The sequence below is a fragment of the Halomonas sp. AOP30-A1-24 genome (assembly GCF_052378165.1).
GTDB classification, from domain to species: domain Bacteria; phylum Pseudomonadota; class Gammaproteobacteria; order Pseudomonadales; family Halomonadaceae; genus Vreelandella; species Vreelandella citrativorans.
The window spans coordinates 30,573-57,516 of the sequence record NZ_JBQSXL010000014.1 but is presented as its reverse complement, the minus strand read 5'-3'; the positions used below and the strand labels follow the sequence as shown (position 1 = coordinate 57,516).

Annotated in this window: 26 protein-coding genes; 3 read left to right on the top strand and 23 right to left on the bottom strand. The window is 53.9% G+C overall.

The window, feature by feature from the left end:
* Window positions 1–70: 70 nt before the first annotated feature.
* Genes glmS through ACT3TJ_RS09740 form a run of 4 tightly spaced genes read right to left on the bottom strand, consistent with a single transcriptional unit; the run spans window position 71 to window position 5,250 of the window.
* A complete protein-coding gene (gene glmS / locus ACT3TJ_RS09755) occupies window positions 71–1,900 on the bottom strand; it encodes a glutamine--fructose-6-phosphate transaminase (isomerizing) (RefSeq protein WP_444665683.1) in 1,830 nt (609 codons plus the stop codon).
* A gap of 45 nt (window positions 1,901–1,945) precedes the next feature.
* Window positions 1,946–3,316 (bottom strand): bifunctional UDP-N-acetylglucosamine diphosphorylase/glucosamine-1-phosphate N-acetyltransferase GlmU, encoded by a 1,371-nt coding sequence (glmU, locus tag ACT3TJ_RS09750; protein ID WP_444665681.1) that lies wholly within the window; start codon window positions 3,314–3,316, stop codon window positions 1,946–1,948.
* A gap of 5 nt (window positions 3,317–3,321) precedes the next feature.
* The gene (locus tag ACT3TJ_RS09745) at window positions 3,322–4,440 is read right to left on the bottom strand and encodes an FAD:protein FMN transferase (protein WP_444665679.1); all 1,119 of its coding nucleotides are present in this window, start codon (window positions 4,438–4,440) and stop codon (window positions 3,322–3,324) included.
* A gap of 9 nt (window positions 4,441–4,449) precedes the next feature.
* A complete protein-coding gene (locus tag ACT3TJ_RS09740; RefSeq protein WP_193056918.1) occupies window positions 4,450–5,250 on the bottom strand; it encodes an undecaprenyl-diphosphate phosphatase in 801 nt (266 codons plus the stop codon).
* A gap of 195 nt (window positions 5,251–5,445) precedes the next feature.
* On the opposite strand from ACT3TJ_RS09740, the gene ACT3TJ_RS09735 reads away from it, so the two are divergent.
* A complete protein-coding gene (locus ACT3TJ_RS09735) occupies window positions 5,446–6,639 on the top strand; it encodes a cation diffusion facilitator family transporter (RefSeq protein ID WP_172118714.1) in 1,194 nt (397 codons plus the stop codon).
* A gap of 58 nt (window positions 6,640–6,697) precedes the next feature.
* Window positions 6,698–7,297, top strand: a complete 600-nt coding sequence (locus ACT3TJ_RS09730; RefSeq protein ID WP_193056917.1) for an undecaprenyl-diphosphatase — start codon at window positions 6,698–6,700, stop codon at window positions 7,295–7,297.
* A gap of 28 nt (window positions 7,298–7,325) precedes the next feature.
* On the opposite strand, the gene mgtE is transcribed toward ACT3TJ_RS09730, so the two are convergent.
* From mgtE to argC, 19 genes are all read right to left on the bottom strand, one after another.
* Window positions 7,326–8,708 (bottom strand): magnesium transporter, encoded by a 1,383-nt coding sequence (mgtE, locus tag ACT3TJ_RS09725; protein ID WP_193056916.1) that lies wholly within the window; start codon window positions 8,706–8,708, stop codon window positions 7,326–7,328.
* A gap of 142 nt (window positions 8,709–8,850) precedes the next feature.
* Window positions 8,851–9,279 carry a F0F1 ATP synthase subunit epsilon gene (locus ACT3TJ_RS09720; RefSeq protein ID WP_193056915.1) on the bottom strand — a complete coding sequence of 143 codons (429 nt, stop codon included), beginning with the start codon at window positions 9,277–9,279 and terminating at the stop codon, window positions 8,851–8,853.
* 24 nt (window positions 9,280–9,303) lie between these two features.
* A complete protein-coding gene (gene atpD, locus ACT3TJ_RS09715; RefSeq protein ID WP_193056914.1) occupies window positions 9,304–10,683 on the bottom strand; it encodes a F0F1 ATP synthase subunit beta in 1,380 nt (459 codons plus the stop codon).
* Between the two features lie 73 nt (window positions 10,684–10,756).
* Window positions 10,757–11,644, bottom strand: a complete 888-nt coding sequence (gene atpG, locus ACT3TJ_RS09710; protein ID WP_444665677.1) for a F0F1 ATP synthase subunit gamma — start codon at window positions 11,642–11,644, stop codon at window positions 10,757–10,759.
* Between the two features lie 65 nt (window positions 11,645–11,709).
* Window positions 11,710–13,254: a F0F1 ATP synthase subunit alpha gene (gene atpA, locus ACT3TJ_RS09705; protein WP_172118719.1), complete on the bottom strand. Its 1,545-nt coding sequence runs from the start codon at window positions 13,252–13,254 to the stop codon at window positions 11,710–11,712.
* A gap of 16 nt (window positions 13,255–13,270) precedes the next feature.
* Window positions 13,271–13,807 (bottom strand): F0F1 ATP synthase subunit delta, encoded by a 537-nt coding sequence (locus tag ACT3TJ_RS09700; protein WP_193056913.1) that lies wholly within the window; start codon window positions 13,805–13,807, stop codon window positions 13,271–13,273.
* Window positions 13,808–13,818: 11 nt separating this feature from the next.
* Complete coding sequence (locus ACT3TJ_RS09695; RefSeq protein ID WP_193056912.1) at window positions 13,819–14,289, bottom strand: F0F1 ATP synthase subunit B; 471 nt, start codon at window positions 14,287–14,289, stop codon at window positions 13,819–13,821.
* 77 nt (window positions 14,290–14,366) lie between these two features.
* Window positions 14,367–14,594: a F0F1 ATP synthase subunit C gene (gene atpE, locus ACT3TJ_RS09690; RefSeq protein WP_018918432.1), complete on the bottom strand. Its 228-nt coding sequence runs from the start codon at window positions 14,592–14,594 to the stop codon at window positions 14,367–14,369.
* Window positions 14,595–14,661: 67 nt separating this feature from the next.
* Window positions 14,662–15,489, bottom strand: coding sequence for a F0F1 ATP synthase subunit A (gene atpB, locus ACT3TJ_RS09685; RefSeq protein ID WP_172118722.1), 828 nt, complete (start codon window positions 15,487–15,489; stop codon window positions 14,662–14,664).
* A gap of 12 nt (window positions 15,490–15,501) precedes the next feature.
* Window positions 15,502–15,900: an ATP synthase subunit I gene (locus ACT3TJ_RS09680; RefSeq protein ID WP_193056911.1), complete on the bottom strand. Its 399-nt coding sequence runs from the start codon at window positions 15,898–15,900 to the stop codon at window positions 15,502–15,504.
* A 207-nt stretch (window positions 15,901–16,107) separates the two neighbouring features.
* Window positions 16,108–17,037 (bottom strand): ParB/RepB/Spo0J family partition protein, encoded by a 930-nt coding sequence (locus ACT3TJ_RS09675; protein ID WP_193056910.1) that lies wholly within the window; start codon window positions 17,035–17,037, stop codon window positions 16,108–16,110.
* A gap of 27 nt (window positions 17,038–17,064) precedes the next feature.
* Window positions 17,065–17,832, bottom strand: a complete 768-nt coding sequence (locus ACT3TJ_RS09670; RefSeq protein ID WP_172118725.1) for a ParA family protein — start codon at window positions 17,830–17,832, stop codon at window positions 17,065–17,067.
* Window positions 17,833–18,513: a 16S rRNA (guanine(527)-N(7))-methyltransferase RsmG gene (gene rsmG, locus ACT3TJ_RS09665; RefSeq protein WP_193056909.1), complete on the bottom strand. Its 681-nt coding sequence runs from the start codon at window positions 18,511–18,513 to the stop codon at window positions 17,833–17,835.
* Entirely contained in the window at window positions 18,510–20,414 is a 1,905-nt protein-coding gene (mnmG, locus tag ACT3TJ_RS09660; RefSeq protein WP_193056908.1) for a tRNA uridine-5-carboxymethylaminomethyl(34) synthesis enzyme MnmG, read from the bottom strand. Before mnmG ends, rsmG begins: the two co-directional genes overlap by 4 nt.
* Before the next feature lie 595 nt (window positions 20,415–21,009).
* Window positions 21,010–21,780 carry an amino acid ABC transporter ATP-binding protein gene (locus ACT3TJ_RS09655; RefSeq protein WP_172118728.1) on the bottom strand — a complete coding sequence of 257 codons (771 nt, stop codon included), beginning with the start codon at window positions 21,778–21,780 and terminating at the stop codon, window positions 21,010–21,012.
* 14 nt (window positions 21,781–21,794) lie between these two features.
* A complete protein-coding gene (locus ACT3TJ_RS09650) occupies window positions 21,795–22,463 on the bottom strand; it encodes an amino acid ABC transporter permease (protein ID WP_172118729.1) in 669 nt (222 codons plus the stop codon).
* Between the two features lie 103 nt (window positions 22,464–22,566).
* On the bottom strand, window positions 22,567–23,334 hold the full coding sequence (locus tag ACT3TJ_RS09645) for a transporter substrate-binding domain-containing protein (protein ID WP_172118730.1): 768 nt from the start codon (window positions 23,332–23,334) through the stop codon (window positions 22,567–22,569).
* Window positions 23,335–23,489: 155 nt separating this feature from the next.
* Window positions 23,490–23,843 (bottom strand): iron-sulfur cluster insertion protein ErpA, encoded by a 354-nt coding sequence (erpA, locus tag ACT3TJ_RS09640; protein ID WP_172118731.1) that lies wholly within the window; start codon window positions 23,841–23,843, stop codon window positions 23,490–23,492.
* A gap of 103 nt (window positions 23,844–23,946) precedes the next feature.
* Entirely contained in the window at window positions 23,947–24,981 is a 1,035-nt protein-coding gene (gene argC, locus ACT3TJ_RS09635) for an N-acetyl-gamma-glutamyl-phosphate reductase (protein WP_193056907.1), read from the bottom strand.
* A gap of 134 nt (window positions 24,982–25,115) precedes the next feature.
* Here argC and ACT3TJ_RS09630 point away from each other — a divergent pair, with 134 nt between their 5' ends.
* Window positions 25,116–26,942 (top strand): chloride channel protein, encoded by a 1,827-nt coding sequence (locus ACT3TJ_RS09630; protein ID WP_172118733.1) that lies wholly within the window; start codon window positions 25,116–25,118, stop codon window positions 26,940–26,942.
* Window positions 26,943–26,944 lie beyond the last annotated feature (2 nt).

The following is a 26,944-nucleotide window of genomic DNA, read 5'->3' as shown; positions in this document are numbered from 1 at the left end:
ACTTCATCCAACCTTTAGGGTATTGCCGTAAGAGCATTCAACGAACCGCTTGATACCAGACGGCAGTGGTCTACTCCACAGTCACGCTTTTCGCCAGGTTACGCGGCTGATCGACATCGGTGCCTTTAAGCACTGCGACGTGGTAGCTCAAAAGCTGGAGAGGAAGCGTATATAAAAGCGGCGCCAAGGCTTCGTGAATATGCGGCAGCTCAATGACTCGGATATTGTCATGCGGCTTGATACCCACGTTCTCATCGGCAAATACAAATAGCTGGCCGCCCCTGGCACGGACTTCCTGCAGGTTGGATTTTAGCTTTTCCAACAGGTCGTCATTGGGTGCGACGGATATCACCGGCATCTCGCTATCTACCAGCGCCAGCGGGCCGTGCTTAAGCTCACCGGCTGGGTACGCTTCTGCGTGAATATAGGAGATTTCCTTAAGCTTAAGCGCGCCTTCCAGTGCAATCGGGTAGTGCGCACCACGGCCCAAGAACAGCGCATGGTGCTTTTCAGCAAATGCCTGGGAGAGCTGCTCAATCTGGCTGTCCAGGGCCAGTACTTGTTGGCAAATATCAGCAAGCGAATGCAGCGCCTTCACAATACCTGCATGCTCTTCCTGCCCCTTCGCTTTGCTTATCGCCAGCGTTAGAAGCAATAGTGCCACCAACTGAGTGGTAAACGCTTTTGTGGAGGCAACGCCAATTTCCGGGCCTGCACGGGTCATCAGGGTCATGTCTGATTCACGCACCAGGGAGCTTCCCGGCACGTTGCAAATAGCCAGCGAGCCTACATAGTTCAAGGTCTTGGCAAAACGCAGTGCCGCCAGCGTGTCAGCGGTTTCACCCGACTGGGAGAGCGTTACGAATAACGTATCTGCAGGTACGACCGGGTGGCGGTAACGATACTCGGAGGCCACCTCAACCTGTACCGGCACGCCCGCGTAACGTTCAAGCCAGTAGCGGGCCACCATCGCCGCGTGATAACTGGTGCCACAGGCAATGATATGGACCTGGCGGGTTTTCTGGAAAAGCGCTTGAGCATCAGGACCAAAGCTCTCGACCAACACACTGTCCGCGCTCAAACGCCCTTCCAGGGCCGCCTCAATCACGGTGGGCTGCTCGAAGATTTCTTTAAGCATGTAGTGGCGATAGTTGCCTTTGCTAGCAACACCATCGCCATGCTCAAAAACGTGTACCGACCGTGTTACCGAGCTGCCGTCTTTATCGACAATCCGGATAGTACCCTTTTCGCTTAACTCGACCACATCGCCTTCTTCCAGATAAATAAAGCGATCCGTTACTTGTAGCAAGGCAAGCGGGTCTGAGGCTAAAAATGCTTCCCCCATACCCACACCTACCACCAGCGGGCTTCCTTGGCGTGCACCTACTACGACGCCCGGCTCCTTGACACTCATAACGCCCAGCGCATACGCCCCGCCCAGACCATTCACAATTTGCTGGGTTGCCTCAAACAAGCAGAGACCACTCTGCAACTTGTCCGCTAGCAAATGCGTAATGACTTCGGTGTCGGTTTCCGAGCTAAACGTATAGCCACTTGCCTGCAGCGTCTCTTTTATATATTCGTAGTTTTCAATAATGCCGTTATGCACCACGCTGACGCAGTCACCGCTATGGTGCGGGTGGGCATTGGCTTTTGAAGGCTTTCCGTGAGTTGCCCAGCGCGTGTGAGCAATCCCTGACGCTCCCGGCAGCGGTGCACTATTCAGCTCGTTCTCAAGGGCTGCGACCTTACCAACTGCGCGATGACGAGTAAGCTGGTTATGATCGTTCAACACCGTCATGCCCGCTGAATCGTAACCGCGATACTCCAAGCGCTTAAGCCCTTCCAACAGTATGTCTTGCACGTTACGTTGCGCTACAGCAGCGACGATGCCACACATAAACCGTTCTCCCAGGATAAATTAAAGTAGCGATGTACCACGCGTTTACTTGCCAGCTTTAGTAGGACGCACCCAATCGGCCTTTTCCAGCTGCTTGCCTCGCGTCACCGCTAAGGCATGCTCACGGACATCTTTTGCTATGGTGGATCCAGCGCCTATGGTTGCGCCTGCCCCCACACTAACCGGGGCTACCAGTGCGCTGTTAGAGCCAATAAAGGCATGATCGCCGATCTCAGTGTGATGCTTGTTAGCGCCGTCATAGTTGCACGTAATCGTGCCCGCCCCAATATTAACGTCACGCCCCAAGCGGGCATCGCCAACATAGCTTAAGTGGTTAATTTTGCTACCCTCGCCTACCTCGGCGTTTTTGGTTTCTACAAAATTGCCCACCTTGGCATTAACCGCCAAGCGCGTACCGGGGCGCAGGCGCGCATAAGGCCCCACCTGGTTATGGCCAGCCATCTTCGTTTGATCAATAACAGTGTGGCTATCAATGCTACTTTCAGCACCGATGGCACTGTTTTTGATCACGCAGTAAGGCCCTACACTAACGCCATCACCCAGCGTCACGTCACCTTCAAAAATGCAGCCCACGTCAATAAACACGTCGTGACCACAGGTGAGGCTTCCGCGCACGTCGATCCTTGCAGGATCAGCCAGTGCCACGCCCTGTTCCATTAGCAGGTCCGCTTGGCGCGCTTGGTAAACGCGTTCTAACCGCGCCATTTGGGCACGATTATTAACCCCTTCTACTTCAACGGCGTGAGCTGGCTGCTCGGTGCAAACTTTAATCCCCTCTTTAGCCGCCATTTCGATCACATCGGTCAGGTAGTATTCACCCTGAGCATTGTCAGCGGAAAGCTTAGGCAACCAACGCGCCAGTTGGGCACTGGTCATCGCCATGATGCCGGTGTTGCATTCGGTGATGGCACGCTCGGCGTCGTTGGCATCTTTTTGCTCTACAATCGCCACCGCATCGCCCGCCGCATTGCGCACAATACGGCCGTACCCCGTTGGATCGTCCAGCGTAACCGTCAGCAGCCCCATCTGTTGTTCGTTCACATGGGCCAACAGCGCTGTCAACGTTTCACTTTGAATGAGCGGTACGTCGCCATACAGTATCAAAACAATGCCGTCACCCAGTTCATTCAGTGCTTGAGCAGCGGCGTGCCCCGTGCCTTTCTGCTCTTCTTGCACGGCAAACGTGATGTTTTCATCCGCCAATGCGTGACGCAGCTGCTCAGCGCCGTGACCAATGACGACCTGCGTGCGCGCAGGGCTTAGGCTCGCCGCGGTTTCCAACACGTGCGACACCATGGGTTTGCCCGCCAAGGAGTGAAGCACCTTCGGCATGTGTGAGCGCATCCGCGTGCCTTTACCCGCTGCGAGAATTACTACATCTAGCGCTTTTTGCATTCTCATTACCCTTCTTCTGCGTGACGCACGTTAGGAGACGCCCACTGACCAATACCGCTTTCATTGATGAGTTCTTCGCCAAACTCATCAACAAAAGCAGGGCTTGCAATACTCTGCCACTGGTCGCCATCGCGGATCAGCATTAATACACTCAGATTCTGCGCAACGGCCACTTCCATACCGGTATCGCTGTCTTCTACCAATAACGCGGTGGCCCAGGCATCGGCCCAGGCGTTGGATGGATGGAAAACCGATACCGATGCAAGATTATGCGAGACAGGCTGCCCGGTACGTGGATCAATGGTATGTGAAAAGCGCTGCCCATCAGCCTCAAAGTAATTGCGATAATCCCCAGAGGTCGCTACCGACATATCGTGAAGAGGCACAATATGCTGTGCTTGTGGCGCGCTGCTTTGCGGCGTTTCAATGCCTACGCGCCAAGGCGTCTCTTGATCATCACGATAGCCGTGCGCCAGCATATCTCCCCCCAGGTTGATTAAATAACCCTGAATCCCTTGCTGGTTTAGGTACGCTGCCACGCGGTCGGTTGCATGTCCCTTGGCGACACCGGAAAGATCCACATAAACGTCACGCTCACGGCGCGCCTGCATGGCCTGAGTATCGATCGCTACAGCATCAAAGCCCACTTCGGCCAAGCGCTCGGCCAACTGGTGCTCCGAAGGGGCTTCTTGCGGGCGAGCCTCAGGACCAAAACTCCATAAATTGACCAGACCACCAACGGTCGTATCAAACGCGCCGTTACTTTGTTCAGACACCGAGCGGCTTATCGCCAGTACTTCAATTAGCTCGTTGGAAAGTGGCTGCCACTCATTCAGCGGCGCCTGGTTAAACAGGCTTAGTTCAGAGTCATCTTTATACGTCGACATGGACACATCGACACGTTCAAGCTCTTCCAAAAAACCGGCTTCCAGATGGCTGGCTTGCTCCTGGGTTAGCGGGTCACTAATGGTTACCTGATAAAACGTGCCAAAGATGCCGCCCTCTAAACGGACAGGCGACTCCAAAGGACGATCTTTTTCCGAACAGCCAACCAACAGTAACAGCGACATAATACATACCGCTTTTACTGTTAACCGTGTTGATTCAGGCATAAATAGGGTCATGAGCTTACTCTACATGTAAAAAAACCAGAGGAGCCACGCACCGAACAGTACGCGATAAACAACAAAAGGCTGCATCCCCATTTTTTTAATAATAACGAGGAAATAGTGAATACACAGGTACGCAATAACACCGGACAATAGCGTTCCGGCCGCCATGGATAGCCAATCGACTGACTGGGGCTGATGTAAAAGTTCAACGGCTTCTAACCCACCGGCTAATACGATTACCGGGATGGAAAGTAAAAAGGAGAACCGCGCAGCCCCTTCACGACTCATACCTACCAGAAGGGCGGCGGTGATGGTAATCCCTGAACGTGATGTGCCCGGAATGAGCGCCAACGCTTGGGCGCCGCCAATGATCAGCACATCTTTTAGCTGCATTTGGTATTCACTGCGGGTACCGCGTTTTTTCCAGTCGGCGTACCCCAGTAACAGGCCAAAGCCAATCAGGCTGAGCGCGATGATAACCGTGGAGCGCATATACACCGAGATAACATCACGAAGCAGAAAACCGATGATACACACAGGCAGCGTGGCAAGCGTGACCCAGATCGCGAGCTTGGCATCTTTATTGATCCCCCGGCCACGCAGCGCTGCCAGGCTGCTCGCTATCATTTGCCAAATTTCATGCCGGAAATAGACCACTACTGCGCTTAAACTGCCCAAGTGGAGCGCGACATCAAAAGCAAGCCCTTGGTCCTCCCAAGAGGTTAATACGGGTACTAAAATCAAGTGCGCCGAGCTTGAGACAGGTAAAAATTCCGTTATCCCTTGCACAGCGGCAAGTACCACTATTTGGAGCCACTCCATGGGTCATCCTATACATCAAAAGGGTGGTTGAATGACAATGGCGCATAAGGATACACCTCCATTAGGGGATTGTCCGCCATGGCTGCCATCGTTTTGTATTGCGTATTAGCCTGCTTAGAACAAAGGGCTTAAGAGATCATATTGCAGTGCGCTACAATAATGCTTTATTGAAAGCGCTCCCTTGTCAGGTATTCCATGACTCAGACCGTTGAAACGCCAGTGGTTCCCAACCACGAGCTAGATAATCAGGAAGCCAAGCGCGTCACCTATATCGGTGCCTGGTTGGATGGTGTGCTTAGTATTGTCAAAGTGGTGGTCGGTTTTTGGGTGGGCTCTGCCGCACTGATTGCCGATGGCATCCACTCGCTCTCCGACTTAATCACCGATGGTTTTGTACTGGCCGCCATTCATTACGGGCGTCAGGAGCCCGACAACGACCATCACTATGGTCACGGGCGCATCGAAACACTCACCACGCTGCTGTTGGGTAGCGTACTGATCTTTGTGGCAGGCGGTATTGCCTGGTCAAGCCTGGAGCGCTTGTTTAGCGGCACAGAAGTCACCGCGCCTGGCATCGTGGCGATTGTGATTACGTTTATTGCGCTGATCAGTAAAGAGTGGATTTTTCGCTACACCATGCGCGTCGCCAAGCGGGTAAAATCCAAGCTGTTGGAGGCTAACGCCTGGCACTCCCGTAGCGATGCCCTTTCTACTGCGGTGGTGCTGGTCGCACTGATTGGTGCTCAGTTTGGCTTGGGTTGGCTGGATGCCGTTGCCGCCATTGTGGTTGGCCTGCTGGTAGGCAAGGTTGGCTGGGATTTACTGTGGGAGTCTGCGCGGGAATTAGTCGATACCGCACTGCCTGAAGACACCCAGCGCCAAATGCACGACGTAGCCTGTAGCGTACCGGGCGTGGATAGCGTGCATGACCTTCGTACTCGCCAGTCGGCAGGCTGGGTAATGGTGGATTTGCATGTCGTGGTCGGGCCTAAAATCACCGTTTCAGAAGCCCATGAGATAGGTAATGAGGTCAGCCGCCGTTTACGTCATGAGTTTCCACTACTCACCGACGTTATTTTCCACGTTGACCCTGAAGACGACGCTGGAGAAGGGGACCCCAGCCGAATGCCTGGCCTGCCACTACGCCCGGAAGTTGAGGCCGCGCTTGATCAACGCTGGTATGCGCATCCGGTGTGGCGTACGTTAAACGAGCTTCAACTGCACTATCTGGATGACAAAGTGTCCGTATCGCTGATTATCGGCGATGCGGTACATCAGCCCCCGCAATGTTTGGCTAGCCAGCTCAAAGCGCTCGCCAGTGATATCGAGTGGCTTGGTCATGTGGAAGTCATGTTTATCACCCGAGCGGCCAGTAGCGCGATGCGCTAGCCGTTCGATAAACGCCAAATACTCAACCACCTGACGGGCCTTATGGTTTCAGTACGTAATGAATGCGCTTAACCTTACCTTGTTTGAAAGGCTCAACGCCGCCGCTGACACCCCTGCCTGGCTGGTCATGTTTGCTCATGGATGCGCCGTTGAATTGATGTGGCTATTACCTGCGCTACTGGTAGTCGGTTGGCTGCGCGGCAGTGAACAGCTCAAGCAGCCACTGCTGGAGGCGCTGATAGCGACGCTGCTGGCCTTAGCGATAAGTGGCATCATTGGGATGCTATGGCCGATGCCCCGGCCCTTTGCGGTACCGGCAGGCACCACGTTGATGGCCCATGCGCCAACCCCAGCCTTCCCCAGTAATCATCTAACGATCATTCTGACCATGGCCTTTAGCTTGATGCTGCACAGCTACACCCGACGTATCGGCGGCCTTCTTCTGCTCTTGGCCATTCCCGTCGGCTGGGCAAGAATTTTTTTGGGCGTCCACTTTCCCCAGGACATGGCAGGCGCTGCCCTTTTGTCAGCCGTTATGGCCGTGCTGGTGGGTTTCAACCGCGCCTGGCTAGTGCTACCGATTTATGAGCACGTCGCCAAGCGCCTTTATCACTGGCTGTTCGCGCCACTTATCCGCCGTGGCTGGGTGCAGCGTTAGCCGGCTGTACGCTACAAATGACTAGTCGCTATAAGCTAGTAAGAATTGCCGTTGCAATAGAGAAGTAAATCAATACCCCGGTGGCATCAATCAAGGTGGTGACCAGCGGCGCAGAGGCAGCTGCCGGGTCGACCTTGAAGCGCTCCAGTACAAACGGCAGGCACATGCCCAACAGGCTGCCAAACAGTACGATAGTGACCATACTGAGGGAGACGATAATAGCGACTTCGTTGCCTGCACGCAGTATCCCGATGGGAGCGACGGCGATGGCCATGGTCAGCCCCAGGGAGCCAGCTACCAACAGCTCACGGCCGAGCATTTTACTCCAGTCCTTAACGCCTACATCACCGGTTGCCATACCGCGAACCATCAGCGTTGCCGCCTGAGCGCCTGCGTTACCGCCACTACCAATCAACAAGGGCAGAAAGAATACCAGCGCCACTTGGGCGGCAATAATACCTTCAAAGTGAGCAATACCCGCGCCGGAAAACAGGTTGGCAAAGACCAGTACTACCAGCCACGTCACCCGTTTACGGTACAGGCTCCACAGCGATACACGGCTAACGCCATCTTCCAACTGGCCAATCGACATCCCCTTGTGGATATCTTCGGTGGCTTCCGACTCCGCCACGTCCATCGCATCATCGTGAGTAACGATACCCACCATACGATTGTCGGCATCAATCACCGGCAGTGCCAGAAGATCATAACGAGCCACGATACGAGCCACTTCTTCCTGCGCTTCGTCCACAGCGGTGCTGATCACATCCTTGATCATGATGTCATCAACCAACGCGCCGGGCCTGGCAATCATCAACTGACGCAGGGACATCGTGCCAATCAGCCTACCATCGTTGTCCAGGATATAGAGCTGATAGACCGTCTCGGCATCTGGAGCGGTCTGGCGTACGCGCATCATCGCCTGAGACACCGTCATGCCACTGGCTATCGCTACATAGTCAGAGGTCATAATGGCGCCTGCAGTACCTTCTTCGTAGCCTGCCAGCCGCTTGAGATCTTCCCGCTCCTGATGTGCCATGCGCCTTAGCAGCGCTTCTCGGCGATCTTCATCCAGAAGATTGAACAGATCCACCCGCTCGTCAGAGCCCATCTCTTCCAACAGCTTAAGTACCTGGGTGTCCTTTAGCTCACCCACGACTTCCAGCTGGCTTTCACCTGGCAGGTAGCCAAGCACATTAGCGGCGCGTTCTGTAGAAAGTATATCGAGCACTGAAAGCGCTGCGGACAGCTCTTCGTCCTCCTCGATAAGCTCTTCAAGCACCTCACCAATATCTGCCGAACGAATTTCGGCCAAGCGTTCGGATAATAGCTCTTTTTTCGGTTCCTCTTTGACCAGCTCGTCCAGCAGCTCGGTTTTTAATTCCTGCAAGATTTCATCGTTCAATGACATCGCGTTCTCCTTCTCTGCAGACGAGTCAGTGCTGACAAGCATTATGCTACTAAATGCTTATGACAAGTGTACCAGACAAAAAAAACGCCCCTTAAACCCTAACGGGTTCAAGGGGCGTTTTATTCACGCTTACCGCGTAGTGTTAGCCTTTACCCGCCTTTTTGCGCAGCTGCTGGATCGTACGCAGCTGTGCAACGGCTTCGGCAAGTTCAGCGGAGGCACGGGTATAATCCAGCTCCGATGACTTCTCATTAAAGGCTTTCAGCGCTTCCTGACGCGCTTCTTCGGCAGCGGCCTCATTGAGGTCGCTGGCACGTGCTGCGGCGTCTGCCAGAATCGTAACGACATCCGGCTGAACTTCCATAAAGCCACCCGAGACAAAGAAGTTCTCTTCCTTGCCATTGTCGTGAATGACACGAATCGGGCCCGGCTGAAGCTCTGTCAGTAACGGGGCGTGACCTGGCAAAATACCCAGGTCACCCATCATCCCGGAAGCGACTACCTGCTCAACACTGCCTGAGAAGATAGATGCTTCTGCGCTGACGATATTGCAAATGAAGCTATTCGCCATAGCGAATCCCCCTAATGGACGGGATTACTTCTTCATCTGGTTGGCTTTTTCGACCGCTTCGTCGATGGAGCCAACCATGTAGAAGGCCTGTTCCGGCATATCGTCATACTCGCCATCGAGGATGCCCTGGAAGCCACGGATAGTATCTTTCAGAGAAACATACTTACCGGGTGAGCCAGTGAATACCTCAGCAACGAAGAACGGCTGCGACAAGAAACGCTGAATTTTACGCGCCCGAGAAACGGCCAGCTTGTCTTCATCAGACAGCTCATCCATACCCAGAATGGCGATAATATCCTTCAGTTCCTTGTAACGCTGCAGAACGTTCTGCACGCCACGAGCAACCGCATAATGCTCATCACCTACCACCAGCGGATCCAACTGACGCGACGTAGAGTCCAACGGGTCAATGGCCGGGTAGATACCTAGCTCAGCAATGGAGCGGGCCAGTACAACGGTCGCGTCCAAGTGTGAGAAGGTGGTTGCCGGAGACGGATCGGTCAAGTCATCCGCCGGTACGTATACCGCTTGTACGGAGGTGATTGAGCCCGATTTCGTCGAGGTGATACGTTCCTGCAGAACGCCCATCTCTTCGGCTAGCGTCGGCTGATAACCTACCGCAGACGGCATACGGCCAAGCAGTGCAGATACTTCTGTACCGGCCAGGGTGTAACGGTAAATGTTATCGACGAACAGTAGAACGTCGCGGCCTTCATCACGGAATTTTTCAGCGATGGTCAGACCGGTCAGCGCGACGCGCAAACGGTTACCGGGCGGCTCGTTCATCTGGCCGTAAACCAGCGATACCTTATCGATAACGTTGGATTCGGTCATTTCGTGATAGAAGTCGTTACCCTCACGCGTACGCTCACCCACACCGGCGAATACAGAGTAGCCGCTGTGCTCGGTGGCGATGTTGCGGATAAGCTCCATCATGTTAACGGTTTTACCAACACCCGCACCGCCGAACAAGCCAACCTTACCACCCTTGGCAAACGGGCAGACCAGGTCGATAACCTTGATACCGGTTTCCAGCAGCTCGTTAGAGGCTGCCTGGTCGGCATAGCTGGGTGCTTTACGGTGGATCGGCATACGCTCTTGCTCACCGATATCACCCGCTTCATCAATCGGCTCGCCGAGTACGTTCATGATACGACCCAGCGTTTCCTTACCTACCGGTACGGAAATCGCGGCACCTGTGTTGGCTACGTCCAAGCCACGCTTTAAGCCCTCAGTGGAGCCCATGGCAATGGTGCGTACCACGCCGTCGCCCAGCTGCTGCTGGACTTCGAGGACAGTCTCTTTGTCAGAGACCTTCAGCGCGTCGTAGACCTTGGGCACAGAGTCCCGCGGAAACTCTACGTCAATCACCGCGCCGATGATTTGTACGATACGTCCGCTCATCTTGGTTCCTCTCAAAAACCTGCAAATGAAACCTGTCTGCCAGGAGCTGCTTTATTGGGCAGCTCCCTAGGCGTTATACGGCTGAAGCGCCGCCGACGATCTCAGAAATTTCCTGGGTGATGGCGGCCTGACGGGCCTTGTTGTAAACCATCTCCAGATCGTCGATCAGGTTGCCCGCGTTATCAGTGGCACTCTTCATAGCGATCATTCGGGCGGCCTGATCGCACGCACCGTTTTCGACTACCGCCTGATACACCTGCGATTCGATGAATCGAACCAACAGGCTGTCTAGCAACGCCTTGGCATCCGGTTCATACAGGTAGTCCCAGCTTTCGGGACGGGCGTTTTCTTCGTCATGTTTAGCGTCTTCGCCCATATCAGGCGACAGAGGAAGAAGCTGACGCACAACCGGCCGTTGCGTCATGGTGTTAACAAATTCGTTATACACCACGTACAGGCGGTCAAGACGTCCTTCATCGTACGCTTCGAGCATGACCTTGATACTACCGATCAGACCCTCGACCGTGGGTGCTTCGCCTAATCCGCTCTTGGCGGCAATCAAGTTGCCGCCATAGTTACGGAAGAAAGCACTGCCTTTCGCGCCAAGGGCACAGAAGTCCAGCTCAGCGCCTTCCTGACTCCAGACGCGGGCATCTTTCACCACGGCCTTGAACAGGTTGACGTTTAAGCCGCCGCACAAACCGCGGTCGGTAGACACCACAATGTAGCCTACGCGATTTACCTCGTTACGCTCGATCATGTAATCGTGGCGATATTCGGGGTTAGCGTCAGCAATGTGGCCTACGACGTTGCGAATCTGCTTGGCATACGGCTGGCCAGCCTTCATCAGATCTTGTGCTTTACGCATTTTCGACGCAGCTACCATTTCCATGGCACTGGTGATCTTCTGCGTATTTTTGATGCTCCCGATCTGGGTGCGTATCTCTTTTGCAGCTGCCATAGCGATCTACCTTTCGTTCGTGACTCTCAGAAAGTAGGCAAGCCCGCCCGCAGGCGGGCCGGACATTACCAGCTCTGAGTCGCCTTGAACTTCTCGAGACCCGACTTCAAGCCGTCTTGAATCTCGCCGTTGTAGTCGCCGGTCTGGTTGATTTTGTCGAGCAGGTCGCCGTGCTCAGACTTCATGTAATCGTGCAGCGCACGTTCGAAGTCCAACACTTTATCGACGCTCACATCATCCATGTGACCTTCGTTAGCGGCGTAGAGAGACAGCGCCATTTCTGCAACCGACATCGGCGAATACTGTTTCTGCTTCATCAGTTCAGTAACGCGCTGACCGTGCTCAAGCTGCTTGCGGGTCGCTTCGTCAAGGTCAGAAGCGAACTGCGAGAACGCAGCCAGTTCACGGTACTGAGCCAAGGCCAGACGAACACCACCACCTAACTTTTTGATGATCTTGGTCTGGGCAGCACCGCCCACGCGCGATACGGACAAACCTGCGTTAATCGACGGACGAATACCGGAGTTAAACAGGTTGGTTTCCAGGAAGATCTGACCGTCGGTGATCGAGATCACGTTGGTCGGAACGAACGCAGAAACGTCGCCACCCTGGGTTTCGATGATCGGCAGTGCGGTCAAGGAACCGGTTTTGCCCTTCACTTCACCGTTGGTGAACTTCTCAACGTAGTCGACGTTGACACGTGCCGCACGCTCAAGCAGACGCGAGTGGAGATAGAACACGTCACCGGGGTAGGCTTCACGGCCTGGCGGACGACGCAGCAGCAGGGATACTTGACGGTACGCCACTGCCTGCTTGGAAAGATCGTCATAAACGATCATCGCGTCTTCGCCACGGTCACGGAAGTACTCACCCATGGTGCAACCGGAATACGCGGAGAGGAACTGCATCGGAGCCGGATCGGCAGCGCCCGCAGCGACGACGATGGTATGTTCCATCGCGCCATGCTCTTCGAGTTTGCGCACAACGTTGGCGATGGTCGACTGTTTCTGACCAATGGCAACGTAGACACAGGTAACGCCTTTGCCTTTCTGGTTGATGATCGCATCAATGGCAATGGCAGATTTACCGATCTGACGGTCGCCGATAATCAGCTCACGCTGACCACGACCGATCGGTACCATGGCATCGATGGATTTCAAGCCGGTTTGAATCGGCTCATCAACCGACTGACGGGTAATAACGCCAGGCGCTACTTTTTCTACCGCGTCGGTCATTTTAGCGTTGATATCGCCTTTGCCGTCGATGGGGTTACCCAACGCATCAACAACACGGCCAATCAGCTCAGGGCCTACCGGTACTTCAAGAATACGACCGGTGCATTTCGCGGTCATGCCTTCTTCAAGCAGCAGGTAGTCGCCCAGGACAACGGCACCTACGGAGTCGCGCTCCAGGTTAAGTACCATGCCAAAAACGCTGTTAGGAAATTCAATCATTTCACCAAACATAGCGTCTTCGAGGCCGTGAATTTTCACGATACCGTCGGAAACACCTACGATGGTGCCCTGATTACGAGCTTCAGATGCGACGTCAAGCTTCTCAATTCGCTGCTTGATGATGTCGCTGATCTCGGAAGGATTCAATTGCTGCATGCCATGTCCCTCAGACTCAAGCGGTTAGCGCTTCGGAAAGGCGGTTCAGTCGACCACGTACCGACCCGTCAATGACGGTATCGCCAGCACGCAGGATGACACCACCGATGAGCGACTTATCTACCTGAGTAGTAATGGAGATTTCGCGATTCAGACGTTTCTTGAGCGCGTTGGATAGCTTGGTCTTTTGTGCGGCTGTCAGCTTATACGCTGACGTTACCATTACCTCTATACGCTGCTCGTGTTCAGCGCGCAGGCGCTCAAACTGTTCAGCGATAAAAGGCAGCACCATTAAACGGTCATGGTCAGCCACAGCCTCCAAAAAGCGAGACAGTGCATCACCCAGCGTTTCTGGAAGCATTTCAACCAGAAGGGCAACTTTCTTTGCATTCTCGATTTTGGGGCTATCCAGCAGACGTCGAGCGTCGCTATCGGCCACAACAGTGCCTAAAAAACCCAGCGCCTGTGACCAGCTATCAAGCACATCATTATCACGCGCGTGTTCAAACGCCGCCTTTGCGTAAGGACGAGCGACGGTAAGTAATTCCGCCATAATTCACCTCCTTACAGTTCGGCAGCCAGCTTATCAAGCAGCTCGCGATGCGCATTTTCATCGACAGAAGCTTCCAATACACGCTCAGCGCCGATGATGGCCAGATGAGACACCTGGGCACGTAACTCTTCTTTCGCGCGATTTACTTCAAGCTCGATTTCAGAACGTGCGCCCGTCATGAGACGTTCACCTTCTGCGCGGGCCTGCTCGCGAGCTTCTTCGATCATCTGAGCAGAGCGCTTATTAGCTTGCTCAAGGATCTGTGAAGCTTGTTCCTTACTCTCACGCAGCGTCTGTTCTGCCCGCTCTTGAGCTAGCTCAAGATCACGAGTAGCACGGCTGGCTGCATCCAAGCCATCAGCAATTTTTTTCTGACGCTCGTTAAGCGCGTTGCTGATCGGAGGCCACACGTACTTTATGCAAAACCAGACAAAGATCGCGAAGGCGATCGTCTGCCCGATAAGCGTCATGTTGATATTCACAGGGATGTACCTCTGACAAGTTCGTGGCGACCGGAGTGAAACAAAACCGAGCGGCTAACCGCCCGGTAAAGCAATCATTAACCGGCAACAACGAAGATCAGGTACATCGCAATACCAACACCGATCATCGGTACAGCGTCCAACAGACCTGCCATGATGAAGGTTTTGGTTTGCAGTTGGTCACCCAGCTCCGGCTGACGTGCAGTAGACTCAAGCAGTTTGCCGCCCAGAATAGCGAAGCCAATACCAGTAGCCAATGCGCCTAGACCGATGATGATGGCAGCAGAAAGATAAACCATTTCCATGATGTTGCTCCTGAGTTTAAGTTTTGGTTAAGGGTTGTGGGTTAATGAAAGCGTTAGCTTTGCTTGGTTAGTGGTGTTCGTGCGCCGCGCTCAAATAAACGATGGTGAGCGTGGTAAAGATAAAGGCCTGTAGCGTGACGACCAGGATATGGAAAATTGCCCATGGCACGTCCAGTACCCAAATGGCCCAAAACGGCAGCATGGCAATCAAAATGAAGATCACTTCACCGGCAAACATGTTACCGAAAAGACGCATGGCCAGACTGAACGGCTTGACCAGTAGCGATACAATTTCCAGCACCAGGTTGAAAGGAATCAGTGCCCAGTGATTAAACGGGGTCAGGGAGAGCTCTTTGACAAAACCGCCAACGCCTTTCACTTTGAAGTTGTAGTACAAAATCAGGCCAAATACGCCCAACGCCATGCCTAGCGTGGCATTTACGTCGGTGGTAGGTACAATTTTCATGTACTCCACACCGAGCTTGCTAAACAGTACCGGGAAGTAGTCAACCGGAATAATCTTGAGGCTATTCATCAGCAGTATCCAGATGAATAGCGTAATGGCCAGCGGTACGATATGAGGGTTGCGTCCATGGAACGTTGAGCGCGTCAGGTTATCGATAAACTCGACCACCATTTCAACCGCGTTTTGCAGACCGCCTGGCACGCCAGTGGTCGCCGCTTTTCCCGCCTTACGGAATACCCAGAGAAACAGTACCCCCATAGCGATTGACCAGCCCATGGTATCCAGATGGATCGCCCAGAAGCCCATTTCGCTCGCTTCTTGAGCGGAATGCGCCAGCGACCAACCATTCACCGGGTGATGCCCAAAGGTCAGGTTCTGCAAGTGGTGCTGGATATAATAAGTCGTCGAGACTTCGTTTCCTGCGGCCATAGAGATATCACCTCAATCAAGTGTGCGATGTCTGCGCATAAACAACGGCGTTAGCCCATGCATCAGAACAATCGCCACATAAGCACTAAAAAAGAAAGCGGGGTTTGAGGGGGGCACTACAACGAACACTGCGCTAAACAGTGCCACCGTCAAACCAAACTTGCCTGCTTCGGCACGAAACAAATGAACAGCGCTACGCGATGTTCGCTTACTGTGCAATATACCCATTCGCTGTATAAAAAAAGCATGGGGTAGCAAGGCCACCAGCGCACCTGTTACCACGGAGAAAACGCCCGGCATGCGCGCTACAGGGTAGACCATCAACATACCGACTACCGTCACGATTAGCTGTGCGGTAAAAAGCCGGATGACATACGCCTTCCTGCGCTGGGTTTCAACACGTTCTACCATTGCCCAGCACCCTGCCAGCGAATGGTTGCTTAGGCTGTTGATAAGCAACCTGCACAAATCTTGCGCGATTATAGGGAAGCGCTATCACACCTTCAACCAAAGTTGCTCGTATTTAACGTGTTTAGGAGACAACTTGCGACCAAAGGGTGAAAATTAGCTACTTTTTAACGTTTTCTTAATAAGCCTGCTATTTAATTAATAAGCAGCCTATTTAATATGCGCCAGTATTCCGTCGAGTTCATCAAGGCTTGTATAGCGGATGGTCACTTTGCCTTTCCCCCGGTTGCCATGGTCAATTGAAACGGGGGCACCAAGCAGTTCGCCTAGCTGCGTCTCCAGACGCGAGACATCCGCTGTTTTACTTGGCTGGCTCGGCGTTTTTTCAACGCTTTGGCTGGCCTGTACCTTTTTAACCAACGCTTCGGTGGACCGCACGGTGAGATCGTTATTCACCACTTCATGAGCCACTTGGCGCTGCTGAACGCTGTTAAGTGATAGCAACGCACGCGCATGGCCCATATCAAGGTCACCTCGCTCTAGCAGCGTTTGGACTTCAGGGTCCAGTGCCAGCAAGCGCAGTAAGTTGGCGACCTGAGTGCGGGATTTACCGACCGCGTCAGCAATCTGCTGCTGGGTTAATTCAAACTCATCACCCAGCCGTTTAAGCGCCATCGCTTCTTCGATGGCATTGAGGTTTTCACGCTGAATATTTTCAATCAGCGCCAGTGCCAAGGCAACTTCGTCGCTTACCTCACGAATAACCGCGGGGATAACGTCAAGCTCGGCCAGCTGCGCTGCACGCCAGCGCCGCTCACCAGCAATAATTTCATAGCGATCTTCGCCAATAGGGCGTACCACAATAGGCTGCATTACGCCCTGGGCACGAATAGAATCGGCAAGTTCTTCAAGCGCTTCTGGCTGAATATCACGCCGCGGCTGATACTTGCCACGGGTTAACTGACCAAGCGGAAGGCGCTCCAAACGCTCAGAAGCCGCATCCGAGGCCACCATCGCGGATGACGCCTCATCATGAGCTTCCAATGAAGAGCTACCAGTAAGTTCCAGGCTGTCACGGCGACGAGCGCCCGCACCAATTAGGGCATCCAGGCCACGTCCTAGCGCGCGTTTACGCGTCATTCGCTTTCCCTCGTACTAATCAATACGTTATAGCGATAACCGACGAATCATCTCTTTTGCCAGTACGCGGTACGCCTGGCTGCCGCGTGAAAAGCGGGCATATTGCGTCACGGGTATTCCGTGGCTTGGCGCTTCAGCCACTTTGACGTTGCGCGGGATCGTCGTCTTGATCAGCGCATCGCCAAAGAAGTCTCGCAGTTGCTTGTCCACTTCCCGCGTTAGGCTGGTGCGCTTGTCGTACATGGTGCGCAGAATACCCGCAATCGCCAAATCAGGATTAACGCTTTGCTTGATCTGTTCAACAGTATCCAACAGCGCCGACAGTCCTTCCAGCGCGTAAAACTCGCACTGCAGCGGAATAAGCACGCTATCCGCTGCCGTCAGCGCATTAACGGTCAGCATATTGAGTGAAGGTGGGCAGTCAATCAGCACCACATCGTACTTCTCAGCAACCGAGCCAAGCGCCGTGGTCAGGCAGCTTTCGCGCTTATCAAGATCCAGCAATTCGACTTCCGCTGCGGTCAAGTCACCGTTACCGGGGAGAACATCATAGTTGACCGGCAGGTCGCGTACGATGGTATCGGCGGCGGTGGCATCGCCGAGCAGTACATCCAGGACGCTTTTATCGAGTTCGTGTTTATCAATACCACTGCCCATGCTGGCGTGCCCTTGAGGATCAAGGTCCACCAGCAGCACTCGACGATCAAGAGCAGCAAGGCTAGCCGCCAGGTTAACGGCTGAGGTGGTCTTGCCCACGCCGCCTTTTTGATTGGTCAGGGCAATGATCTGGCTCACTTACTCAACTCCTTCCTGGGGTTCAGAATCAACGTTCAGAATCAATAGCTGTCGCTCGGCCGTATCGAAGGGTACGTTTAGCAGGTGACGTGTTTGCAATCGAATACCGCTGGGCAGTTCACGCAACTCATCGTCAGCGCCAGGGCCTTTCATGGCCAACCACTGTCCGTTCGCTGTGGGTAGTTCACGCGTTAGGGTGACAAAGTCCACCAGGCTTGCGAACGCGCGTGAAATTACCTGATCAAACGGCTGGTCACTAAACGTCTCCACCCGCGCCTGGCTTGCAACCACGTTTTTTAGCCCAAGCTCCATGATAGCCTGGCGCTGAAAACGGACTTTTTTACCATTACTATCCAAAAGCGTAACGGACAGCGCCGGATCAAGGATGGCCAGCACGATACCTGGCAGACCTGGCCCCGCACCCACATCCAGCAATCTAGGGCCATGCACATAAGGCGCGACAGCCGCACTATCCAGTATGTGACGTGCCACCATATCATCAATATCGCGAACTGCCGTGAGGTTATAAGCCTTGTTCCACTTGTGCAATAGGGCGACAAACCCAAGCAACTGTTCACGCTGGCTTGCCGTTACCGTTAAACCGAGCTGCGCTAATCCATTATCCAGTCGTGCAGCGACACTCGCAGGCAAGCTACTCACCAATACAGTTAAACCGCTCATCCGTTAGCCACCTCGGGCGAGGCGATCAGACGACGCTTTTTAAGATGCACCAGCAAAATAGACACTGCGGCCGGTGTTACGCCTGAAATACGCGCCGCTTGGGCCAGTGTTTCAGGCCGTACGTTGGTCAGCTTCTGGCGAATCTCATTGGAGAGCCCTTCCACCCGCTGGTAATCCAGGTCGGCGGGAAGTGGCATTGCTTCATGGCGCTTAAGCTTATCAATTTCATACTGTTGACGTTCGATATAGCCTTCGTACTTCGACTGGATCTGTACCTGTTCGGCAACGGCTTCATCATTGATAACGCCGCTTTCCAGCCCCGGCAGTTCAGCAAGGTCCGCATAATTTAGCTCCGGGCGCTTGAGCAGATCGCTCAACCGATACTCGCGGGAGAGCGGTTTGCCGGTTTTTTCAGCAATTTTTGCCGCAGCCGGGCTGCTTGGCTGAATCCATACACTGGCTAAACGCGCGGTCTCCAGCGCAATGGCTTCGCGCTTTTTACTAAATGCTTCCCAGCGCTGATCATTCACCAGGCCTAACTCACGGCCTTTTTCAGTCAGTCGCAAGTCGGCGTTATCTTCACGCAGCAATAACCGGTATTCCGCCCTGGAGGTAAACATACGGTAAGGCTCTTTGGTGCCCATTGTGATCAGGTCGTCCACCAGCACGCCAAGATAGGCCTCATCACGACGTGGGTACCAGGCATCCTGCTGCATGGCACGCCGCGCGGCGTTGAGCCCGGCCAACAGGCCTTGGGCCCCGGCTTCCTCGTAACCTGTTGTGCCATTGATCTGCCCGGCAAAAAACAGGTTGTGGATAAATTTGGTTTCCAGTGAGTGTTTTAAATCCCGCGGATCGAAGAAATCATACTCAATGGCATAGCCTGGCCGCGTGATATGCGCGTTCTCCAGACCTTTAATCGAGCGCACTACCTGCAGTTGCACATCAAAGGGCAGCGAGGTCGAGATACCGTTGGGATATAGCTCATGGGTATCCAGGCCTTCCGGCTCAATAAAGACCTGATGGCTCGATTTATCGGCAAAGCGATGAACCTTGTCTTCAATTGATGGGCAGTAGCGCGGACCCACGCCTTCGATCACGCCGGAGTACATCGGTGAACGATCAAGATTCGCCAAAATCAGCTCATGCGTGCGCTCATTGGTGTGCGCAATATGACAGCTGACTTGCTGAGGGTGCATACCCCGCGAACCAAGGTAGGACATGACCGGTGTTGGCGTATCGCCAGGCTGTTCTTCAAGCTGGGTGAAATCCACGCTTTTAGCATCAATGCGCGGTGGCGTGCCGGTTTTGAGCCGGTCAACCCGAAACGGCAGGGCACGCAGACGCTCAGCCAAGGCATTCGAGGGTGGATCACCTGCTCGACCGCCGCGACTTTGATCCAGGCCGATGTGAATCACACCACCTAAAAACGTACCCGTCGACAGCACAACGGACTCGGCATAAAAACGAATACCAGTCTCCGTTACGACGCCACGAACCGTATCGTTATCCACAATCAGATCGCCAGCTGCCTGCTGGAAAATCGTTAAATTTGGCTGGTTTTCCAGCATGCCGCGGATCGCTGCTTTGTAGCGAACGCGGTCTGCTTGAGCACGTGTGGCACGTACTGCCGGCCCTTTTCGAGCGTTTAACACCCGGAACTGGATGCCGCCTAAATCCGTGGCAAGCCCCATCGCCCCGCCTAGCGCATCGATCTCTTTCACCAGATGGCTTTTGCCAATGCCGCCAATGGCAGGGTTGCACGACATCTGACCCAAGGTCTCGATGTTGTGCGTGAGCAGTAGGGTCTGACAGCCCATACGAGCAGAGGCCAGTGCGGCTTCAGTTCCCGCATGGCCACCGCCGATGACAATCACGTCAAAGCGGTCGGGGTAATTCAAGAGACACCTCGTCTTGTGCCAGTTGGCACGAATGATGTGGCCGTTTCGTCAGTTTCAGACGTGTCGGCGTAGTTAAACAAGCCCGCCAGTATAAACCCCCTGTGGGTAACCGTCAGGTTTTTCCACACCTCGTCTGCTCAGTTACTCTCTATTAATAACAATATATAAATAAAATAAGAGAAGTTCTGTTAATGCTGTAATTATTAGTGTGGACAGTTTCTGTGTATAACTCTATTAAGTTTATAAAATTCAAATGCTTAAAATGTTGACCTTTACGTGGTTAAGCAGCGTATTAGCTGCGTAGAAACGGTGTAGGCCCTGTGGATGGAACCGCTACTTACCCACAGCGCTATAAAAACACGGCTTATCCACCTACTCATACCGACGTTGTTACCGCAGCTGTGAACACATCTAAAAAGCATTGCGTGTCCACCTTAAAGGCGCTCCTCATGGGCGCTGTGGCATGTTGTAGCGTTTTAAAATAAAAAAATTATCCACAGGGCACAAAAATGGCCTGTCGCAAGGACAGGCCATAAAAAATGCGTTAAAGCGGGTATTTTTTGCCGGTATTCGTGCTTAAGGTGAGTGCTAAAGATTAGTGTTTAAGCACCCGGGCAAGAAACGATTGAGTGCGTTCATGCTGAGGCGAATCGAAGAGCTGTTGTGGCGCTCCTTGCTCAGCAATAACCCCTTTATGGATAAAAATCACGCGATCGGCTACTTCACGGGCAAAGCCCATTTCATGCGTGACAATCACCATGGTCATGCCCTCTTTCGCCAGCTCACGCATGGCGTCCAGCACTTCACCAATCATTTCGGGATCAAGCGCTGAGGTAGGCTCATCAAACAGCATAAGCCGAGGCTCCATGGCCAAGGCACGGGCGAGGGCAACACGCTGCTGCTGACCACCTGAGAGCTGACTGGGGTACTTATCGGCCTGGTCGGCAATTCCGACCCTATCCAGCAGGCGTTTTGCGGTTGCCACTGCATCGTCGCGGTTCCAGCCACGCACCTTCATGGGGGCCAAGGTGATGTTATCGATCACGCTAAGGTGGGGAAATAGATTGAACTGCTGAAACACCATACCGACTTCTGTACGGATGGTTTGTAGTGCCTTGCTGCTCTTGCCGTTAGGCGTTAGCGTATTGCCATCTACTTCCAGCATGCCCGACTGAAACTCTTCCAGCCCATTGATGCAGCGAATCAGCGTGGATTTACCTGACCCGCTTGCGCCAATAATGACGACGACTTCACCGGGGATAATTTCAAGGTCGATCTCATTGAGTACGTGCAGGTTGCCAAAATGTTTATTCAGCTTTTGCATACGCACAATGGAGGGCGTTGTGGGTGACACGGTATCGGTCATTGTACGTTTCCTTATCAGCCTGCGATGCCTCTACGCTCCAGCAGGCGCAGAAGAATAGAGAGGGTCCAGGTAATCGCTAAATACATCACCGCAACCATAAAGTAGACCTCCAGGGCGGTGAAGGTTGTCGCGATATAGATTTGCCCCTGGCGTACCAGCTCGCTGACCCCAATGACTGAAAATAGTGAGGTATCTTTAATGCTGATAATGGCCTGATTGCCAAGCGGAGGAATCATACGACGCAGCGCCTGGGGCCAAATCACATAGCGAAAGGCCTGAGCGCGCGAAAGCCCTAACGAGAGGGATGCTTCACGCTGGCCGCGCTCAATGGACTGCACGCCGCCCCGCACGATTTCAGAAATATACGCACCCGAGTTAACCGCAATAGCGGCAATGCCTGCGACCAGCGCATTGATAGGACTGCCCAGTAGCTGGGGCAGGCCGTAGAAAATAAACAGTACCTGCACGAGAATAGGCGTACCACGAAACACTTCTATGTAGCAAAGGGCCACCCAGCGTAGCCAGCGGATCGGACTAATACGCAGCAGGCCAAAGAAAATACCAATAAAAAAGCCGATTGCTAGACCGCCAAATGAAATCAGCAGCGTCCAGGGAATACCCGGCAGCAGGTAAGGGATCGACGCAAACGCGGCTGCCCAGTCGAAATGAAAGTCGAAATCCACGTCTTATCTCCAAAAAAACACGCGACGTATAACGTCACAGGGCCGGGAGGGTAGCCGCCCGGCCCTGTGATAAATTAGCTGTTAACTCTATAGCGCCGCTGGGTTACTCGCTGGTGGCTTCACCGAACCATTTTTTGTAGATTTCGTCGTAAGTGCCGTCTTCGCGCATGGCGGCTAAGGCTTCATTGGTGGGTTCTACCCATTCGCTGCCCTTATGGAACACAATGCCATACTGCTGGCCTTCATAAAGCGGCCCCACCACTTTGGTACGTCCTTCGCCACGGGTTTGGGAGAAGTAAGCAACGTTAGGAGCGTCATACAGCACGGCGTCTACGTTGCGGCCCAGCAGAGCCATGTACATGTCGGCGGTGCCTGGATAGGGCGTGATGTCAGCGCCTTCCCCCAGCTCTTGCTGGAGGAAGTCGTAGCTTGTCGAGCCGATCTTGGTACCGATGGTCAAGCCCTGGAGGTCTTCCAATGAAGAGATGTCTTCGTTGTTGGCACGAACGATAATCTGTAGACCGGAATCGTAGTAGGGGTCAGAGAAGTCAACGACCTGCGCACGCTCTTCGGTGATGGTCGTGCCTGCGATGGCAATTTCCTGACTGCCGGTTTGCACAGCGGGAATAATGCCCGAAAATTCCATGGTGGTGAGGTTGACCTCAAAACCGGCACGCTCGGCAACGGCGTTGATAATATCCATATCGAAACCGATCATCTCGCCGGTTTCTGAATCCATCATTTCAAAAGGAACAAAGCTTGGGTCGGTTGCGACATTAACAGAAGGCGTTTGGGCCATGGCGACAGAGGCGCCGCTTAAACCCAGAGCGATGGAGGAAGCGATAGCAGTTGTCGTTAGTATGGTTTTCATTGGTTTCCCCATGTTTTATAGCGCTGAAGCGGTGAAAAGAAGAGACGACGTTCTTTTCACACCGCGTTAGAGCAATTGTTGACCTTTTAACCTTGGCGAGAAACCACCAAGGCGTCAAGTCATGGGTACCAACGCTTTGCTAGCGTTATAAGCGCCTACACCATAAAAGAGGCGCCGCAGCCGCAGGTGGTGGTGGCATTGGGGTTTTGAATGCGAAAGCGTGCGCCAGCGAGGCCTTCTTCGTAATCCACCGTCGATCCAACCAGATACTGGTAGGAGAGAGGGTCGACCACCAGGGTCGCCGTGCCAAATTCAATGAGCGTATCGTCTTCGGCGACCGTGTCGGCAAAATCGAAGCCGTACTGAAAACCTGAACAGCCACCGCCGGTGACATAGACGCGCAGTTTTAGCGCAGGGTTATTTTCTTCATCCATTAGGGCACGGATACGTTTACGTGCGCTATCGGACAGCATTAAAGGGGTTGGAACAAAAGCTTCTGCACCGCTCATGGGTACCTCCCGCGAGCTTTAAGAACGAATAATCAGCATTGGAAGATGATTATGGATAATTCCCAGCAAAAGGGTCAACTATTGCCGGGATTTTGTACGTGGCTTATGGCATCAAGGCAGGAGCGGTCAAGCCCATGCTCTCCTCGAACCCAAACATCAGATTGAGGTTTTGAATGGCTTGGCCCGAGGCGCCTTTCACCAGGTTATCAATGACCGATAACACGACGACTGTATTGCTGTTCTCTGGGCGATGCACGGCCAGGCGGCAGGTGTTGGTGCCTTTAACGCTGCGCGTTTCAGGATGGCTACCCGCAGGCATCACATCAACAAAGGGTTCGCTTGCATAACGTTTTTCAAACAGCGCCTGAAGGTCATCCACCGAGGTGGTGAGCTGACTATAGAGCGTGGCGTGAATGCCCCGTATCATCGGTGTTAAATGAGGAACGAAGGTCAGCCCCACCGGGTGCGCCTGCATATCACCAAGGCCCTGGCGGATTTCGGGCAAATGACGATGCCCTGAGGCGCCGTAAGCTTTGAAGGACTCACTGGCTTCTGCCAGTAGTGAAGGCACCTTGGCCCCTCGGCCTGCCCCCGTCACACCCGACTTGCAGTCGGCAATCAGCTGTTGAGGATCAACCAGCCCGGCTTCCAGCAGCGGCAGGTAGCCTAGCTGCACAGCGGTTGGATAGCAGCCTGGCACGGCCACCAGACGCGCCGTTTTGATTTTTTCGCGGTGCATCTCGGGCAGGCCATAGACCGCTTCTTCAAGTAGCGAAGGCGCACCATGAGGTTGGCCGTACCACTGGCTCCATACCTTGACATCACGCAGGCGGAAGTCAGCCGACAGGTCGATAATGCGGGTGCCTTTGTCCAAAAGCTCGCCAGCCAAAGCGTGGGCAACACCGTGGGGAGTGGCGAAAAATACCGCATCCATATCGCCCAACTGCTTTGCATCGGGCTCACTGAACGTCAATGTGTCGTAGTGGCCGCGCAGGTTGGGATACATATCGCATACCTTTACGCCGGCTTCCGAGCGCGAGGTAATGGCTTCAACGCTGACATGGGGATGCTGGGCGAGTAACCGCAGTAGCTCAACGCCGGTATAACCGGTACCGCCGACAATTCCGACCTTAATCACAAACGACTCCTTACACGTTGCACATTCGAGACAGGGTAATAATTAACAGCCTAAACAGATTGGCGCAGGCTGTCGAAGCGTATCGGGCTATGATACACAAGAGAACTACACTACATGCGTAAAGGAAGGTCGTCGTGGCGCGTTTTTCCCGATCAGATTTCACCCTCGAGGGGTTTCGACGCCAGTTGGCCCATGTTGATGCGCTGCCTCAGCTGTGCGTATTGGGGTTAGTGTCGGGGATCATTACGGGGGCGGCGATGGTCGCCTTCCGGCTACTGCTCGAAGCGGGGGCGGTGTTTTATATGCCGGATGGAAACCCGGAAGGATTTGAAGGACTGCCTCCGTGGCTGCGCTCACTGCTGCCTATTATTGCCGTTAGCGTGCTGGGGCTGCTGCTTTATCGGCAAAAAGCCGCTGCCCAAAAGATGGGAGTAGGGCACGTTATTGAGCGCCTCTCTTATCACCAGGGCCGCTTCCCAATGCGAAACTGGCTGAATCAATGGTGGGTGGGGGTGGTGTCGGTTCTTGGTGGGCTCTCTGCTGGGAGGGAAGGCCCGGCTATTCATTTAGGCGCTGCCGCGTCAAGCGGGTTGGGAGTCAAGCTTCGGTTACCCAATAACAGCCTGCGCGTTTTGGTTGCCTGTGGGACGGCGGCGGGGATTTCTGCGTCGTTCAATACACCGGTTGCCGGGGTTATCTTCGCCATGGAAGTCGTCATGATGGAGTATACCCTGATGAGCTTTATGCCGGTGATTTTAGCCTCTACGATGGCGGCGCTCATTGCGCAGATGGTGTATGGCAATGAGCCGGCTTTTCGTATCCCCGAGGTCGTGCTGGGCTCGCTCATGAATTTACCGTGGGTCATCGTACTCGGCTTTGTGGTCGGGCTATTGGCGGGGCTATTTATTCATATTTCACGTAACAAACGCATGCAGGCATGGCCGTTGTGGCTTCGTTTGGCTTGTGTGGGGGTGGCGACCGGGGTGGTGGCATGGTGGTTTCCGCAGGTTCAGGGAATTGGCTACGATAGTGTGGCGGCGGCGCTTAATAATCAATTGGACATTAACGTGTTGCTGGCGCTGATGATTGCCAAGCTTTTGATTACCGCCCTGACCGTATCAGGTAGCGTACCCATCGGGATTATTGGCCCCACGCTGGTGATTGGTGCTGCGACAGGCGCGCTGGGCGGTATTTTGGGTGGCTGGCTATGGCCTGATAAAGCGTCAGACCCAGGCATTTACGCCATGTTAGGCATGGCGGCCATGATGGGGGCGGTGCTGCAAGCGCCGCTTGCGGCGTTAATGGCGCTGTTGGAGCTTACTCATACGCCGCATGTCATGTTGCCGGGTATGTTGGTGGTGGTGGTTGCCTGCCTGACGTCTCGCCAGCTTACCGGCTGCGAAGGATTTTTTATTAGTTCCGTACGTTATGGGCTGCACCCGCTTCAACAGCCGTTAATGCAGGCGCTTTCCCGCGTGTCGGTGCCTGCGGTGATGGAGCGAAGCCTGGTACGTACTGAGCGCAAGGTGACGTTTGAGCAGGCACGTAAACTACTGGAAACCAATCCTGTCTGGCTGATTATTGAGCGTTCAAATGAAGAAAAATCGGTACTGGCGTTAAAAGCGTCGGCGCTGGCGCGGTGGCTTTTGGAGCACGATGAAGCGCTTGATGGCGATGCTCCTCCCGATAATGAATCCGTCGATTTACTGGAAATTCCGGGCCAGCGCCTGGAACTTGCGCCGATTGGCCTACAGGCCACCCTGTCAGAGGCGTTTGTAAAGCTTCAAGACGATGCCTTGGGCGCGCTTTATGTAGTGCACGGTTATCGGCCAAAGCGGCAGCGAATTTCAGGTATCATCACCCGTGGTGCCATTGAACGTTATTATTACTATTCTGACCCCAATACCGACGCTGACCCAAATACCCGTACTGACCCGAAAGCGAATGATTCGCCCGTATAAGG